Below are 14259 nucleotides of genomic sequence, written 5' to 3' on the forward strand. Positions count from 1 at the left end.
TTTTTTTCTGTTTGCCATAATAAAGGGCCTCCTATGAATTAGATTTTATCATAGAAGACCCTTATCGCATATATTTCCATATGCTATTTACAGACTTTTTTTCACAGGCTCCAATACCCACGTGATTGTTCCTGCCGGTCTATTCTTATTTCAGGCTTTGTTTAATTGTTTTAAAGTGGTTATTCTGTCTCTCGTAACCGATCTACAACACTTAGCTTTGAGGTCTGGTGGTATATAACAGAAGGAATACCAAGTCCCAGAAGAGCAAAGACTGGAATAGTAATCAAAACGGGTAAAATGGTAAAATGCGCACGGAAGAACCAGAACATTGTTTCCAGTAAATTCCCGAGTAGTGGATACAGCAGGACAGAAAGAATCAGTGCCACAGCGGAAGAACCAAGTGCATAGAATAACCCTTCGTAAATCAGCATTTTCTTCAATTGTCTGTTTGTCATTCCTATGGATTGGAGAACTGCGAATTCTCTTTTGCGCGACAGAATTCCGGTCATAATTGCGTTGAAGAAATTCAAAACACCTACCAGTCCAATAATCGCACAGAGCAGTCCGCCTACTATCAGAAACATATTTTGAAAGCCTTCAAAATCAGCTCGGGCTGTTGCTTTACTTTCATACATGATTTCGGAAAGATCGCCTCCGGTTAAATCTGCCAGATATTTCTCTGCGGCAAGTTCTGATTGGGAATCGGGTGTATCAAAAAGATAAAACAGAGAATGGATTTCCTGTTTACTATCTTCCTGCAATGCCTGTGATGAAAGGATTGCTTCATATCCCAGAGTAGAAAAACGATAACTCATGGAATCAGGTACGGTAATGTAAGCACATACGGTATAGATTACATCATGTTCTTTGGCGATATAGTATTCCAAATATTCATCCGGAGTGCTTTCGTCGCACGGTTCTCCGGTTCGGTTATCAATAACATATGCTTCATCCACATAGGTGAGGGTGACGGTATCTCCAATGGCAGGATAAAAATCCGGAACAGATGCATTTCCGTAATCATCTGTGGGAACAGCCAAAGCAATGGCATGATCATCTGGAGAAAGAAGCGGCTGTATATCGCCTTCCCAAATATTCAGCTTGTCGAACAATGCATCATCCAGCCCCTCCAGAAGAACCGATACACCGATAAGCCCGTTTTTTTTCGGATAAAATTTCAATTCCTGTTCCATTTCTTCTTCCGTTAGATAATTTCCTGCAAGTTCACGCCAGGCTTCCTCTGTCATCCAGAATTCTGGACGGTCAAGAGGTGCATAACCGCATCCTGATAGGGTTGATGTTGTATTTTTACTGATTTTCGAAATGGTATCCTCTGTAATACATTCTCCCGACTCGCCATTTGACCGAAAATAGTCTGTGTTACTGACAATGAAATCGGCACAGGTTTTTTGTGCAAGATATCGATCAATGTCGAAGCCGCTGACAAAAGTTACCAGTACATTCAGAAGAACCACAGATAATGACAGTGATACTATTACAAGCAGTGTTTTTACTTTGTTCCTTCCGAGGTTGGCAAACGCCATCTGATGTATTTTTGCACCATGGGTGCTTCGTTTCTTTTTTCTTGTGTTTTGCTTTTCTGTAAATTTTGCTGCTTCCACCGGAGATACTTTTCCGGCTATTCTGCCGGGACGAAAACAGGAAAATATTACCGTAATCAAAGAAAATAACGCTGCTCCGAGAAAGATCAGCGGAGAGCTGCTAAGAGAAGTGCTGACAGTCCCCAGAGTTGTTCTTTTCATCACAACAGGTGTCAGAACGGCACCAACTCCATAGCCAAGAATCAATCCTGCCGGAATTCCGATGATACACAGAAGAAGAGCTTGCCAGCGTATGATCCTTCGCAATTGTCTGGGTGTTACGCCGATTGTTTTTAATAAACCATAAAAACGGATATCTTCCGTTACGGAAATCTGAAAAATATTATAGATGATCAGATATCCGGTGAAAATAATGAGTACAAGGAAAGCAATCATTGCCAGAATCGTCTCCGGGTCAATACGTTCACCCAATTGTGACGAGGTATAGCCCCAGTTAACACCGATACGGACGCTGTTTTCCAAGTCACGACTTTCCCAGTCATAACCAAGATCGGAATCTACCTGCTCCATCTGTCCCCGGATATTTACAGATGATTTCATCATAACATTAAGGTCAGTACGAAAAGGTTCTATACCTTTATCGGATGCCTCGGCTTCGATTGCTTTGGCATAATCCTGGGAGATATTGATATAGTGAACCGGACTTAGATCATCGTATTCCCACCAGCCTGCCAGCGTAAATGTATCAGTTTTTTCATATGAAAGGCTATTTTGGTTGCCAACTGTCCAGGTCAGTGTGATCTGGGTGCCCACTTCCGGTGTAATACCAAGTAGTTTCAAGCTGCCGGTATCCATGGTAATCTCCTTTTCATTTTCAGGCATATGTCCTTCTACAGGCTCTGCGTAACTCCATCTGGTACAGTTCTTATCCATGTAGCTCACTTCTGCAGGTGTTTTTGCAAAATTCCCGGTGTTAATGTAGCCAATAACGGTTCGACGTCCGGTCTCCCGAACATTTGGATGGGCTGAAATTGCAGCAATCTGTTCCTCGTTTACCTCTTTGAATGTCCCATGGCTGTAACCGCCTATTTGCCGAAACGTATAAGTCTGATAACTGTTATTCAAGGATAGTGATATCGTGAAAAGAGCTGTAAACAGCAAAGTTGTCAGTGCAATGGCAGTGACAGCAATGATATTTTTCTTCCGTGAAGCCTTCAGAGCCCGAAAACTCAGACGACGGATACATTTTTGATTTTTAACCTTCATCTTTGCTGCCCTCCTTTAATTGCGAGTTACAATTTTACCGTCTTCGATCCGTATAATACGGTCTGCCATCTGGGCAATTTCTTCGTTATGGGTAATCATTACCATCGTCTGTGAAAATTTCTGGCTTGTTACTTTGAGAAGACTTAACACATCTTGACTGGTTTTGGAATCCAGGTTTCCGGTTGGCTCATCGGCAAGTATAATTGCAGGTGACGATGCCAGCGCACGAGCAATCGCTACCCTTTGCTGCTGCCCACCAGACAACTGACTGGGCAATGCATCCTGCCTGTCAGAAAGCCCCAGTGTTTCCAGAATATTTTGTACAAAATGCCTGTCAATCTTTTTGCCATCCAGTTCGATTGGCAGAACGATATTTTCATACACATTCAGAACTGGAACCAGGTTATAACTCTGGAATACGAAGCCAATCTTTCGGCGCCTAAAAATGGTCAGTGCTTCTTCTTTTAACGAGAAAATATCCTTTCCATCTACAAAGACTTTACCGCTGGTGGGACGATCCAATCCTCCTAACATATGCAGAAGAGTTGATTTTCCTGAACCGGAAGTTCCGACTACTGCTACAAATTCTCCCTTTTCAACACTTAAATCTATGCAATCCAGTGCGTGAACGGCAGTTGAACCTGCTCCATATACTTTTTTTAGATTCTGCGTTTGTAATATTGCCATTGATCATTACCTCCATAAAAAAATCTGTATGTCAGAGAAACGCCCTCTCTGTTTACATACAGATTATCGCATACAATTCTTTCCACATTCTTTCTGGGATATATCAAAATCTAACAGTTTTGAAAGACTTCCCTTAGATGGAAAGGAAAATGGAAAATGTGGATCCTTTTCCAGGTTCTGATATTACTTTGATATAACCACTTTCATGAGAAAAAATCTCTCTGGCAAGATATAGCCCGATTCCTACGCCATTTTGCTCTCGTACCTGTTCAGAACGATAAAATCTGGAAAAAATCTGCGCCTGTTCCGATTCAGAAATGCCGATGCCGCTGTCTGTGACATCAATGCGGACAAACATTTCATAAATCTTCACGGTGATGTCAATCCCTCCATGCACGGTATATTTGATCGCATTATCAACGATGTTTCCAAGTGCTTCAGCTGTCCACTTGGCATCAAAGTTTGCTGCTGCATCTGTTTGTTCCAATCGCAGATATAATCCCTTTTGCTCAGCTTTGAAAGAATATTGGTTTACTACATATCCCAGCATGGGTTGAAGCTTCTGCAGTTTCACCGAAAGAGAAATGATTCCATTTTCTAATCGTGATAACTTTACAAGAGAATCAATTAAAAAACGAAGTTTTTCTGTTTGTCCATATAGTGCTTCTACATTGCTCCGAGCTGATTCGGGTAAATCATCTTCCTGTAAAAGTTCGCAGTAAAGAAGTAAATTTGCGATGGGTGTTTTCGTCTGGTGGGAGATATCAGCAACCAATTTTTTGATTTTATTCTTTTCCTCTTCTACATTTTTTGCTGAGATTGCTGAGGCAGAAAAATAATGAGCAAATTTGGTTTCCAGAGCGGATAATCGACTTTCGTCAAAGCAATTCTCTGAAAAATCTCCTTTCATTGCAGTATCCAGCATTTTTTCGATTGTATCCATTGCTCTTTTTATGTGCCATCTGTATAGAAGAACAAAAATAATTGCACTTAAGATAACAGCAGTACTTAAAATCCATTCCCAGTTATTCATCATGGTTCACCCAGCTATATCCAATGCCATAAATGGTTTTAATGTAATCCTGTGCGTTCAGTTTGTCACGAAGTCGTTTGATTGTTACGGAAAGCGCATTCTCATCCACATACTCTGCTCCATCCGTCCAGACACGATCTACCAGTTCTGAACGTTGCATGACAATTCCACGATTTTCTACTAACAGGCGAAGCAGCTTCTGTTCGGTCTTACTTAATTCCACGCATTTATCTCCAACGTGAAATTGCATAGAAGAAAAATCAAATATAAAATGATCAATCTTGACAGAACTATGAGAAATGCTCCGATGTGCTTTTCGAAGCTGTGTATTCACTCTTGCCCTCAGAACAGCCAGAGAGAATGGTTTCGTAATGTAGTCATCTGCACCCTGCTCCAGACCCTCTACAATATCCATGTCTGTATCGTTAGCTGTCAGCAGAACAACGGGTAGTTGAATGTTTGTATTTTTTATTTCACGAAGAAAATCCAATCCGCTTCCATCTGGAAGATTAATATCCAGAAGTATCAGTGATACTGTACCACATAAAAGCTGCCTGCGGGCAGATTTCATATCCGGGCATGAAATCACCTGGCGGTTATCTGCCATTAAGGCTTTGCATAATCCTTTATTCAATGCTATATCGTCTTCTATAATTAGTATTTGTTCCATCTGAATTCCCTCTGTTTACTTGCAGTTTTTCCATTGCTTCATCGGTTCATGCTTTCCGCAGTCATCACAGGTCTGGGGCCAGTTGATTTTCCATTCAAAATATTCGTCTTTGGTAATCTCGCCGGATTTTAATTCTTCTTTCCGGACTACCCATTCTTTCATAAAATCATTGACAAGTCCATAATTAATCCATAATCCCACAGGCGGATGTGCAGGCCAGCTATCGTTATCGTGATAGCGGACAGAGGTATCTTCGCTGGAAGTGCATTTTTCTCCGGGATAAGTTTCCATCTGGAACAAGTTTATAGCGGATGGGTTGAATTCATCGATCCAGAACAGGAGTTCCATGAATTCAGTAGCATCCATTGTCGTTGCATCATATAGTGTCCAGGGATTTACGTCCAGTATTTTTGCCATTTCGGTTACCAGTTCTTTTTTGGGAACCCGGTAGTTTGTCTCATACTGGGCAAGACGATTTGCTCCTTTTTCACCCCAGCCAAGGGCTGCACCAAGCTCTGCTTGTGTCATTTCCCGGAATGTTCGGATTCTTTTTATCTTATCTCCAATCGTCATATCAGATACCTGCTTTCCTTATTACTGGCAATGTTTTCATGCCATGCTGGTACACCCGGAGGGTGTTTCCTTATTGATATTTCTATTTTACCCCCAAAATGCTTCTTTGTAAACAGAAACATTCGCTAAAATGCGAATTATAATATTGACATTCGCAGAAAAGCGAACTATAATGACAGTATATTAATATTCGCAAAAAAGCGAATTATGAACATTGAAAACAAAATGAGCTGTATCATTTGTCAACACAGATGCCATGACCCTGTAAGATTTTATTTTCAGGCGAGCGTCGAAGATACTCCGGCAACGGCTGGTATGCTTGCGAAGAAGCTGCCAGTTTTCAGAGATATTCTGAGATGTAACGCTGACAGCAGATGATACGAGTAGAAGCCAAAACGCTGAAAACCAAATGGATAGTAATGGGAGCGATTATTTATAGAAATGAGACATTGTAAAATTACAGGGGTGATGTGAATGATAAAATTGTGGTTATAGGACAACTTGTGACAAGAATATGCTGGAAAAGAGGTGAGTACTATGGCAAATCAGGTGATGCAAGGCTCCAGAAATGATCTGGAACAGATTAACAGGGAAGAATTAAAGGATATTGAAACATTATCTCCCAGGATGGATCAGCAGATTTCAAAGAAAGTAGCCTCCTTTTTGAACCAATCAGGAAATCAGCCATATGCTCATATAAACGAAGGCTATGTTGTGGTTGTGAAAATGAATGGAGAAGCAGACGCTACGGATGTAATCAGCGATTATCTAAAAAAAAGAACGGAGTTGATGTATTAATGCCTTGCAAAGTTAAGGATGTTATGTTAATTTGAAGTCAGGGAAAATGAACGGATTACATGGTTTCTGACTTCTATTCAATGAATAATGGTTAGGAGCGATGTTAATGAAACAAATGCAGATGAATGTGTCTGATACCTATGATGCTGCGTTATATCTTCGATTATCAAAAGATGATACAGACATTGATGGGAGTGCTAAGACAGAAAGCAATAGTATTGGAAATCAGCGGGAATTTTTGCGGAGCTTTGTAAAAAGCCAGCCGGATATCCAGATTTTTGATATTTATGTGGATGACGGATATTCAGGAAGTAATTTTGACCGTCCTGAATTCAAACGAATGACAAGTGATATAGAAGCTGGAAAAGTGAATTGCGTGATTGTCAAGGACTTATCCAGATTCGGAAGAGAATATATAGAAGCCGGGCGATTGATTCAGAAAATCTACCCGGCTTTAAATGTGCGCTTTATTGCGGTCACCGATCATTTTGACAGCAAGACAGCAAATACTTCTGAAAAATCACTTGTGGTTCCTATTAAGAATTTTGTGAATGATAGTTATTGCCGGGATATTTCTACCAAGGTAAGAAGCCATCAACAGATGAAAAGGGAAAATGGAGAATTTATCGGGGCATTTGCTCCATATGGTTATCAGAAGGATGCACAGAATAAAAACTGCCTTGTAGTTGATGAATATGCAGCAGATGTGGTCCGAAAAATCTATACGTGGAAAATTGAAGGATTAAGTCTGGGGGCAATTGCTGAAAAGCTGAATGCACGTCATATTTTACCTCCGAAAGAATATAAAAAGTCATTGGGAGAGAACTATAATTCCGGATTCCAGAGTACAGAATTTCCAAAATGGTCTGCTGTGCAGATTAAACGAATCCTTACGAATGAAGTTTATATTGGAAATATGGTACAGGGAAAACAGGAACGTATCAGCTACAAAGTAAAAAAACGTTTGGATAAGCCGGAAGAAGAATGGGTAAGAGTGGAGAATACACATTCGGCAGTCATTCGTCAGAGTGATTTTGATATTGTGCAGAAACTTCTTCAATATGATGGAAGAGCTTCAAAATCATCGGAAGGGGCAAATCTGTTTTCAGGTTTCCTTTTCTGTGGAGATTGTAAGATGCCTATGATTCGAAGAGTGAACCAGTATAAAGGAAAAAAGACTGCTTTTTATATTTGTCAGACAAAAAATAAAGGTGGAAATTGCACCAGACACAGCATTCAGGAAGAAACATTGAAAACTATCATATTGAAAGAAATTCAGACGTATTCTTCTCTTTTTATGGATTATCAAATGATCATGGAAGAAATGAAAGAGATGGAAATCGGATATGATCAGGTCATTCACTATGATACGCAGATCAGCCGCCTGCAGGAAGAATACCATAAGTGCTACGCACTGCGGGTGTCATTATATGATGACTTGAAAGCCGGAATCATCAGTAAAGAAGAATTTCAGGAATTTCGTGATATTTATGGTAAAAAATGTGAAGAACTGGAAATGGTGATTGAAAATCAGAAGCAGATGGTAAAACAGATGTTTGAAGATGGCGTTGCTGCCACCATTCAGCTGGAAGAATGGAAAAAATCGTTGGAACTGAAAAAATTAGACCGAACACTACTGGCACTGGCAGTAGATAAAATCTATATATATGAAAATAAACAGATTATGATTGTACTTCGTTATCAGGATATGATAGAGAAAATGAAAGTAATCAAGAACTTTTTTGAACGCAGAGGCTGCGAAGCAGCCTGCGTTCACGAGGAAGTAGCAACAGCGGATTCCGAGTGTCCGCTTTATACACAGCAAACTGATAAAGGAAAAGAGGTGGGATAAATGGCACGAACAGCAAAAAGATATCTGAATGGAAAAAAGTTGGAATATTCACAGGTACCGGTTTATAAGACGGCTATTTATGCCAGATTATCCGTGGATCATGAAGATAAAAAGTCGGAGTCAATAGAAACGCAGGTGGAAATGTTAAAGGAATTTATCCGGCATCAGAATGGAAATCCTGACAGAAATTCGGAACTTGTGTTGTATGATGTTTATACAGATCTCGGAAAAACGGGGACAAATTTTGAAAGACCGGGTTTTGAAAGATTGATGGCGGATATTCGTGCAGGATTGATTAATTGTATTATTGTCAAAGACTTTTCCAGATTTGGAAGAAACTATATTGAAACTGGAGATTATTTGGAAAAGATATTTCCGTTTATGAAAGTACGGTTTATTTCTGTATGTGACCATTACGATTCTTTTTCAAAAGACGCAGATAGTCAGGAATTATCTATGAATATCAAAAATCTTGTCAATGATGCATATGCAAAAGATATTTCCGCAAAATCCAGTGCATCCAGACGAGCTTCCCAAAAGAATGGAAGTTATGTGGGAGGAATGGCACCCTATGGATATCATTCTATTAATGAAAACGGAATTCGAAAACTTGTCATTGATCCGGAAGCTGCCAAAATTGTACGGAGAATATTTGAACAATATACAGATGGTATTCCAATCAATCAGATTATTGACGGGCTTTTTGAAAATGGAGTTCATCGTGTATCCGATTATAACCAGTACCATCATGTGTATTGTCAGGATGGAGAACTGCTTCATCAATGGGGAAACTCATCAATCAGAGCTGTACTTACCAGAAATAATTATTATGGAGATCTGGTACAGCATAAGTATGAATCCCGGTTTTCCAGAGGAGAAAAATGGTGTGATCTTCTGGATGAAAAGGAGTGGATTATCACTTCGGAAGCACATGAGCCGATTATCAGCAGAGATATGTTTGATAAGGCACAAATCCGGTTAAAGGCTGCGAAAGAAGCAAGAAGCTATGTTGGATGGGATGAAAATGACAGGGCATTCTATAATGTATTTTACTGTGGTGACTGTGGGAGAAAAATGACAACATGCAGAACCAGAGGGCATGTGGAATATTTTTGTCAGGCAAGCCGTTATAAGGATGAAAGAAAGTGTCAGACAAAGAATATTTCCGAAGACAAGCTGCAAAAAATTGTTCGTTCCGAGCTTTCCAGACAGTTACAGATTTTGAAAATAAAGAAAAAGGATATGACAGCAATCAGCAGATCAGTGCTGGAAGAGCAGATTTCTATTATTCGCAAAGAGCTGGATAAAATGGAAACGGATTATCAGAAGATATCAGATCAATGGATTCAGAGTTTTCTGATGTATAAGGAAGGAAAGGTTTCTTTACAAGCATACCTTGATGCCAAAAAAGAATGCAGCGACTGGGAAACATTTTTTCAAGAACGAAGAAAGACGTTGGAACAGAAAATGCGTATGCTGCAGAAACAGCAGAAAGAGGAGACGAAATTCCTTAGAAGTCTGTTGGAACTGGAAGGAACTTCCAGATTGAATGCTGAACTGGTTGAAACATTGGTTGACCGTATCTCGTTGTATGGAGATGGACATTTGGAAATCGTTTTTAAATTTCAGGGGGTGATGGCAGATGACAGATAACAGATTGCTCATCGGGTATTACCGTCTCTCTATGGAAGATGATGTTGACAATGAAAGTAACAGTATCACAAATCAGAGGTTGTTAATCAAAGATTACATTTCAGCGGTTCCAGAACTGGCGGCCATGCCCTATCAGGAATTTTATGATGATGGATATTCCGGTGCCAGTATGGAACGCCCTGCGATGCAGCAGGTACTGCAGCTTGTCAGGCAAAACAGGGTGCAGTGTATTGTAGTAAAGGACTTTTCCAGATTTTCCAGAAATTATATTGAGATGGGAACCTATCTGGAGCAGGTTTTTCCCTTTATGGGCATCCGTTTTATTTCAGTCTCGGATCATTACGACTCTCTGGATTATAGAGGGAAAAGCTCTGATATAGAGGTCCAGTTCAAAGGGCTGATTGCGGATTTTTATGTAAAAGACCAGTCAGTGAAAGTGAAAGCCGCTGTCAGTACCAGAAGAAATCTAGGGGAATACTGCTGTGGTTCTGCCCCATATGGTTACCGGAGAAATCCAGATGATAAGACAAAACTTCAAATTGTGGAGGAAGAGGCGGCGGTAATACGGAGAGTATTTGAATTGACGAATCAACGTTATTCCAAAACAGAAATCTGTAGGATTTTTAATGAAGAGAGTATTCCGACACCACTTCAGTCTATGAGCAGACGCCAGAAAGTTGATCGCCGGAAAGCAGCATCGAAAAATCTTCAGTGGACGGTTGATATGGTCAGGAAAATCATTAATGATAAAAACTATATTGGATGCATGGTTTACGGAAAAACGAAAATTCCGGATCCGGGAACCGGAAAGGAAGTTCCCATTCCGAAAGATCAGTGGAAAGTGCTGGAAAACCATCATGAACCTATTGTGTCAAAAGATGAATTTGAGAAAGCCCAGAGTCTTCAGATGCGTCATTCCAGAAAAAGTAAATTTGACAAAAGTAATTCTCTTCTCAGCGGATTTTTGAAATGTGGAAACTGCGGAAGAAATCTTTCCGGAAGCAAGGAACAGCATGGTCATATCCTTTACAGTTGTGCATACAGCAAAGGAAAAGAAGATACAGGCTGTTTTGCCGGAAAAGCAGATAATAAAATCCTGGAGGTCTTTATTCTGAGTGAAATAAAAGCACATTTACAGGAAATGATCAGCCAGGAACAGATGGATGCATCCATGCGGCAGACGCATCAGAATCTGATACGGTCGTACCAGAGCGAAATCAGTGATTGTGAAGAAAAACAGGAGCAACTTAAAAGACAACACCGGCAGAATTACGAGAAGTACCATGAAGGCGAACTGGATCAAAAGCAGTTTCAGGATGCCAGAGGGCAGATAGAACTGGAAAAAGAACAGTTGCAGAAACGAATTCAGGAATTAGAAGCTTTCATAAGTGCTGAGGAAGAAATCCTGTTGAAAAAGAATATTCCGGTAAAACAGATGATGGAATACCTCGGGTATGAAAAGCTGACACGGGAGATGATGGAGGAGTATGTGGAAGGGGTGTATGTGTATGATGATGGGAGGATTGAATGTAGGTGGAAAGATGAATAAATTATTAATGTAAAATATTTTATATTAAAAAATACACATTGTGTATATGGCGAAGATGTGTTATATTAATAAAAATACAGAATAGTGGGAGAAATAAATGGAAATTAAAGATCAAGTCATAGAACTTAGAAAAAGTACAGGAATGAACAGAAAGGAATTTTGCGAGTATTTTGGTATTCCTTATAGAACTGTAACGGAATGGGAAAGGGGAACAAGAACGATGCCGGATTATGTTTTAAGATTAATGGCGTACCAAATTAAGATGGAAAAAATAAATCGCAAAGAATGAATTTGAAAAATGATGTTGGTAGACAATTGAGAAGTAACTTGTAAATTAAAAAAAGTGAAGACTATCGTGATATTGTGAGTTATAATATACTGGATACAAAAAATAATGATTGAAATTACTTGTAACCTCTGATATAATGAAAAATCTTCTGTTTAGAGGAGAATAGACTATGGCTAATAAATTTTATGCAGTTAGAAAAGGAAAAACAGTAGGAGTTTTTCACTCTTGGGATGAGTGTAAGGCACAAGTGGACGGATTCCCTGGAGCAGAATATAAAAGCTTTAAATCAGATTGTGAAGCACAAGAGTATTTGAAAAGTAATTCTTCTGAGAGAGAAAAAACGGATAATTTGTTAGAGAAAGGGAATACTTTTGATGCAGAAATATATGTTGACGGGAGTTATAGTGAGCAGACAAATGAATTTTCATATGGAATGATTGTTCTTAGAAATGGTGAAGAATATAAGTTCGCTCAAAAGTTTACTGATAAAGAACTTGCAAAAATGCATAATGTAGCTGGAGAAATAAAGGGAGCAGAAGCAGCAATGCAATATGCAGTTGATAATTCGATGAAAAATATTGCAATTTATCATGATTACGAAGGAATAGCAAAGTGGTGTCTTGGTGAGTGGAAGACTAATAAGGAAGAAACTAAAGCCTACAAAGATTATTATGATCAAATTAAGACGAAAGTATCAATTCGATTTATTAAAGTTACGGGGCATTCCAACAATAAATATAATGATATCGCAGATGAATTGGCGAAACAAGTGCTTGGTTTAACTTCTGAAAAACATGATTTTGGAGTATTAAAAAGAGAAGAAAAATCAAAGATATCAACTACAGGAAAAAGTTTATATATTATACGAGATGTTTCTAAGCTAGAGAAATTGTTAGATGATACAGCAAGAAGTATTTGGTCAGATGTTTTAGGCGAAGGAATTAAAGATGTTGGTAATCAAAAGCGATATACATTTGAAGTAAATGGAAAGAAATCGTACCTTGATATTTACCAAAGAAATGATGGACAAACAACATTGAGTCCAACGGGAAGCAATATTGAATATTCTACAAAACTAAAAGAAAAAGTCGAATTGAGAGGCTATAAGGCTGCAGTAGAACAAAAATCTTTTTCAATTTTTATAGGTGAAGAATGGATTGAAAAGACAGTTGAGTTTTTGACAAAACTATGTAATGGGAATGTTGAAGAATATGAGGATCAAGGGCAGAAAAGATTCGTTTTTGTTAGTGATATAGGGGATAAACTTACATTAATTGTATATGCCAATCATAGATTATTAGTACAAGGTAAACCGTTATATTTATATAATGAGTTTTTGTCATTTGTGTCATATTCTCCTAAGGTAGAAATGAATGATATTGTTCAAGTGACAAATGAATTTATTGATACAAATACGGATATTAATGATGCACGTAGTAAACTTGCTGAGATGATGCCTATTGCCTATGCAGGAAATGTTGATGATGTCATTTGGAAATTGTTTACGCCATCCCTTACATTGAGTGATACAGATAATCAATTTGAGGATTACTCTTGTTTTGCATTTCCAGCTTTAAGAGCTTTGGAAGGCTATTTGAAGTATCTGCTTACACTAAAACAGATTGTGATTGATGAGAATCATAATTTCGGAACAGTGTTTAATAAAGATCCTAATGATGAAACAAAAAAGGTAGTAATACCGTCGCAAGTGTCTAGAATTGGCGATTCTGATTTTGTTGAAGCACTGCAGGATATATATAATTATTTTGTAAGAAATCGTCATGTAATTTTTCATGTTGATCAAATACTTATTAATACAAAAGTAATCGAAGATAAACAGGAAGCTGTTACAATTATTAATGATGTAGCGGCTTTGATTGAAAGTACATATAAAAAAATAAAAAAATAATAAAAATGGAGAGAAGGTGGTAGTATGAAGAATTTTGAAATAAGTAAATTAAGCAATAGCGAATATGATTACCTGATAATTGCTACCACGTACATTAGTCCAATTTCAACATTAGAGAGTTTGCAAAATGAATTTAAGCATATTACAGGAAAACTTATTTTTGACTTAACATTAATTAACGGAACAAGCAGTAATCGTTATATTTCAGCAGTGATTGAAAATGGAATTGTCAATCGGAGCTCTTTTTCCTTGGTAAAGAAAGTTGATTTGGCTGTTCAACATGACAGTATGAATTTTTTTGCAAATCATGTGGAAGTGGTTGAAAATGGGACAATTCCTAAAGCTTTAAAAGCATTACTGGCAGCGGGAAAAATAATTTAATGTAAAATGATTGTTAAAAGAATTTATTAGGTACATT

General features: G+C 38.5%; 12 protein-coding genes. 7 read left to right on the plus strand and 5 right to left on the minus strand.

Annotated features, from left to right (window positions below; all coding sequences use genetic code 11):
* Nucleotides 1–179: 179 nt before the first annotated feature.
* The 5 genes from ACTNEW_RS14645 to ACTNEW_RS14665 form a co-directional block, all read right to left on the minus strand.
* Nucleotides 180–2828: an ABC transporter permease gene (locus ACTNEW_RS14645; RefSeq protein WP_441062319.1), complete on the minus strand. Its 2649-nt coding sequence runs from the start codon at nucleotides 2826–2828 to the stop codon at nucleotides 180–182.
* A 15-nt stretch (nucleotides 2829–2843) separates the two neighbouring features.
* The gene (locus tag ACTNEW_RS14650) at nucleotides 2844–3515 is read right to left on the minus strand and encodes an ABC transporter ATP-binding protein (protein WP_441062321.1); all 672 of its coding nucleotides are present in this window, start codon (nucleotides 3513–3515) and stop codon (nucleotides 2844–2846) included.
* Between the two features lie 133 nt (nucleotides 3516–3648).
* Nucleotides 3649–4551 carry a sensor histidine kinase gene (locus ACTNEW_RS14655; protein ID WP_441062323.1) on the minus strand — a complete coding sequence of 301 codons (903 nt, stop codon included), beginning with the start codon at nucleotides 4549–4551 and terminating at the stop codon, nucleotides 3649–3651.
* A complete protein-coding gene (locus ACTNEW_RS14660; protein ID WP_441062325.1) occupies nucleotides 4541–5218 on the minus strand; it encodes a response regulator transcription factor in 678 nt (225 codons plus the stop codon). Before ACTNEW_RS14660 ends, ACTNEW_RS14655 begins: the two co-directional genes overlap by 11 nt.
* Nucleotides 5219–5233: 15 nt before the next feature.
* Nucleotides 5234–5791 carry a helix-turn-helix domain-containing protein gene (locus ACTNEW_RS14665; RefSeq protein WP_441062328.1) on the minus strand — a complete coding sequence of 186 codons (558 nt, stop codon included), beginning with the start codon at nucleotides 5789–5791 and terminating at the stop codon, nucleotides 5234–5236.
* A gap of 537 nt (nucleotides 5792–6328) precedes the next feature.
* Here ACTNEW_RS14665 and ACTNEW_RS14670 point away from each other — a divergent pair.
* The 7 genes from ACTNEW_RS14670 to ACTNEW_RS14700 all read left to right on the plus strand — a co-directional run bounded on the left by ACTNEW_RS14670 (nucleotide 6329) and on the right by ACTNEW_RS14700 (nucleotide 14222).
* Nucleotides 6329–6589: a DUF6870 family protein gene (locus tag ACTNEW_RS14670; RefSeq protein WP_441062331.1), complete on the plus strand. Its 261-nt coding sequence runs from the start codon at nucleotides 6329–6331 to the stop codon at nucleotides 6587–6589.
* A gap of 106 nt (nucleotides 6590–6695) precedes the next feature.
* Nucleotides 6696–8441, plus strand: coding sequence for a recombinase family protein (locus ACTNEW_RS14675; protein WP_441062334.1), 1746 nt, complete (start codon nucleotides 6696–6698; stop codon nucleotides 8439–8441).
* Nucleotides 8442–10094, plus strand: a complete 1653-nt coding sequence (locus tag ACTNEW_RS14680; protein ID WP_441062337.1) for a recombinase family protein — start codon at nucleotides 8442–8444, stop codon at nucleotides 10092–10094.
* On the plus strand, nucleotides 10084–11643 hold the full coding sequence (locus ACTNEW_RS14685; protein WP_441062339.1) for a recombinase family protein: 1560 nt from the start codon (nucleotides 10084–10086) through the stop codon (nucleotides 11641–11643). Before ACTNEW_RS14680 ends, ACTNEW_RS14685 begins: the two co-directional genes overlap by 11 nt.
* A gap of 97 nt (nucleotides 11644–11740) precedes the next feature.
* The gene (locus tag ACTNEW_RS14690) at nucleotides 11741–11932 is read left to right on the plus strand and encodes a helix-turn-helix domain-containing protein (RefSeq protein ID WP_441062342.1); all 192 of its coding nucleotides are present in this window, start codon (nucleotides 11741–11743) and stop codon (nucleotides 11930–11932) included.
* A 169-nt stretch (nucleotides 11933–12101) separates the two neighbouring features.
* Entirely contained in the window at nucleotides 12102–13841 is a 1740-nt protein-coding gene (locus ACTNEW_RS14695; protein ID WP_441062345.1) for a ribonuclease H1 domain-containing protein, read from the plus strand.
* A gap of 24 nt (nucleotides 13842–13865) precedes the next feature.
* Nucleotides 13866–14222, plus strand: coding sequence for a type II toxin-antitoxin system RnlB family antitoxin (locus ACTNEW_RS14700; RefSeq protein WP_441062348.1), 357 nt, complete (start codon nucleotides 13866–13868; stop codon nucleotides 14220–14222).
* The last annotated feature ends 37 nt before the right edge of the window (nucleotides 14223–14259 follow it).

The sequence above is a fragment of the Blautia sp. HCP3S3_G3 genome (genome assembly GCF_052063365.1).
Classification (GTDB): Bacteria; Bacillota; Clostridia; order Lachnospirales; family Lachnospiraceae; genus Blautia_A.

What these genes read in the sequence shown, in the direction of transcription:
- ACTNEW_RS14670 (WP_441062331.1), top strand. Translation starts at nt 6,329, where the DNA reads ATGGCAAATCAGGTGATGCAAGGCTCCAGAAATGATCTGGAACAGATT.
- ACTNEW_RS14700 (WP_441062348.1), top strand. Translation starts at nt 13,866, where the DNA reads ATGAAGAATTTTGAAATAAGTAAATTAAGCAATAGCGAATATGATTAC.
- ACTNEW_RS14650 (WP_441062321.1), bottom strand. Translation starts at nt 3,515, where the DNA reads ATGGCAATATTACAAACGCAGAATCTAAAAAAAGTATATGGAGCAGGT.
- ACTNEW_RS14675 (WP_441062334.1), top strand. Translation starts at nt 6,696, where the DNA reads ATGAAACAAATGCAGATGAATGTGTCTGATACCTATGATGCTGCGTTA.
- ACTNEW_RS14665 (WP_441062328.1), bottom strand. Translation starts at nt 5,791, where the DNA reads ATGACGATTGGAGATAAGATAAAAAGAATCCGAACATTCCGGGAAATG.
- ACTNEW_RS14695 (WP_441062345.1), top strand. Translation starts at nt 12,102, where the DNA reads ATGGCTAATAAATTTTATGCAGTTAGAAAAGGAAAAACAGTAGGAGTT.
- ACTNEW_RS14655 (WP_441062323.1), bottom strand. Translation starts at nt 4,551, where the DNA reads ATGATGAATAACTGGGAATGGATTTTAAGTACTGCTGTTATCTTAAGT.
- ACTNEW_RS14645 (WP_441062319.1), bottom strand. Translation starts at nt 2,828, where the DNA reads ATGAAGGTTAAAAATCAAAAATGTATCCGTCGTCTGAGTTTTCGGGCT.
- ACTNEW_RS14685 (WP_441062339.1), top strand. Translation starts at nt 10,084, where the DNA reads ATGACAGATAACAGATTGCTCATCGGGTATTACCGTCTCTCTATGGAA.
- ACTNEW_RS14690 (WP_441062342.1), top strand. Translation starts at nt 11,741, where the DNA reads ATGGAAATTAAAGATCAAGTCATAGAACTTAGAAAAAGTACAGGAATG.
- ACTNEW_RS14660 (WP_441062325.1), bottom strand. Translation starts at nt 5,218, where the DNA reads ATGGAACAAATACTAATTATAGAAGACGATATAGCATTGAATAAAGGA.
- ACTNEW_RS14680 (WP_441062337.1), top strand. Translation starts at nt 8,442, where the DNA reads ATGGCACGAACAGCAAAAAGATATCTGAATGGAAAAAAGTTGGAATAT.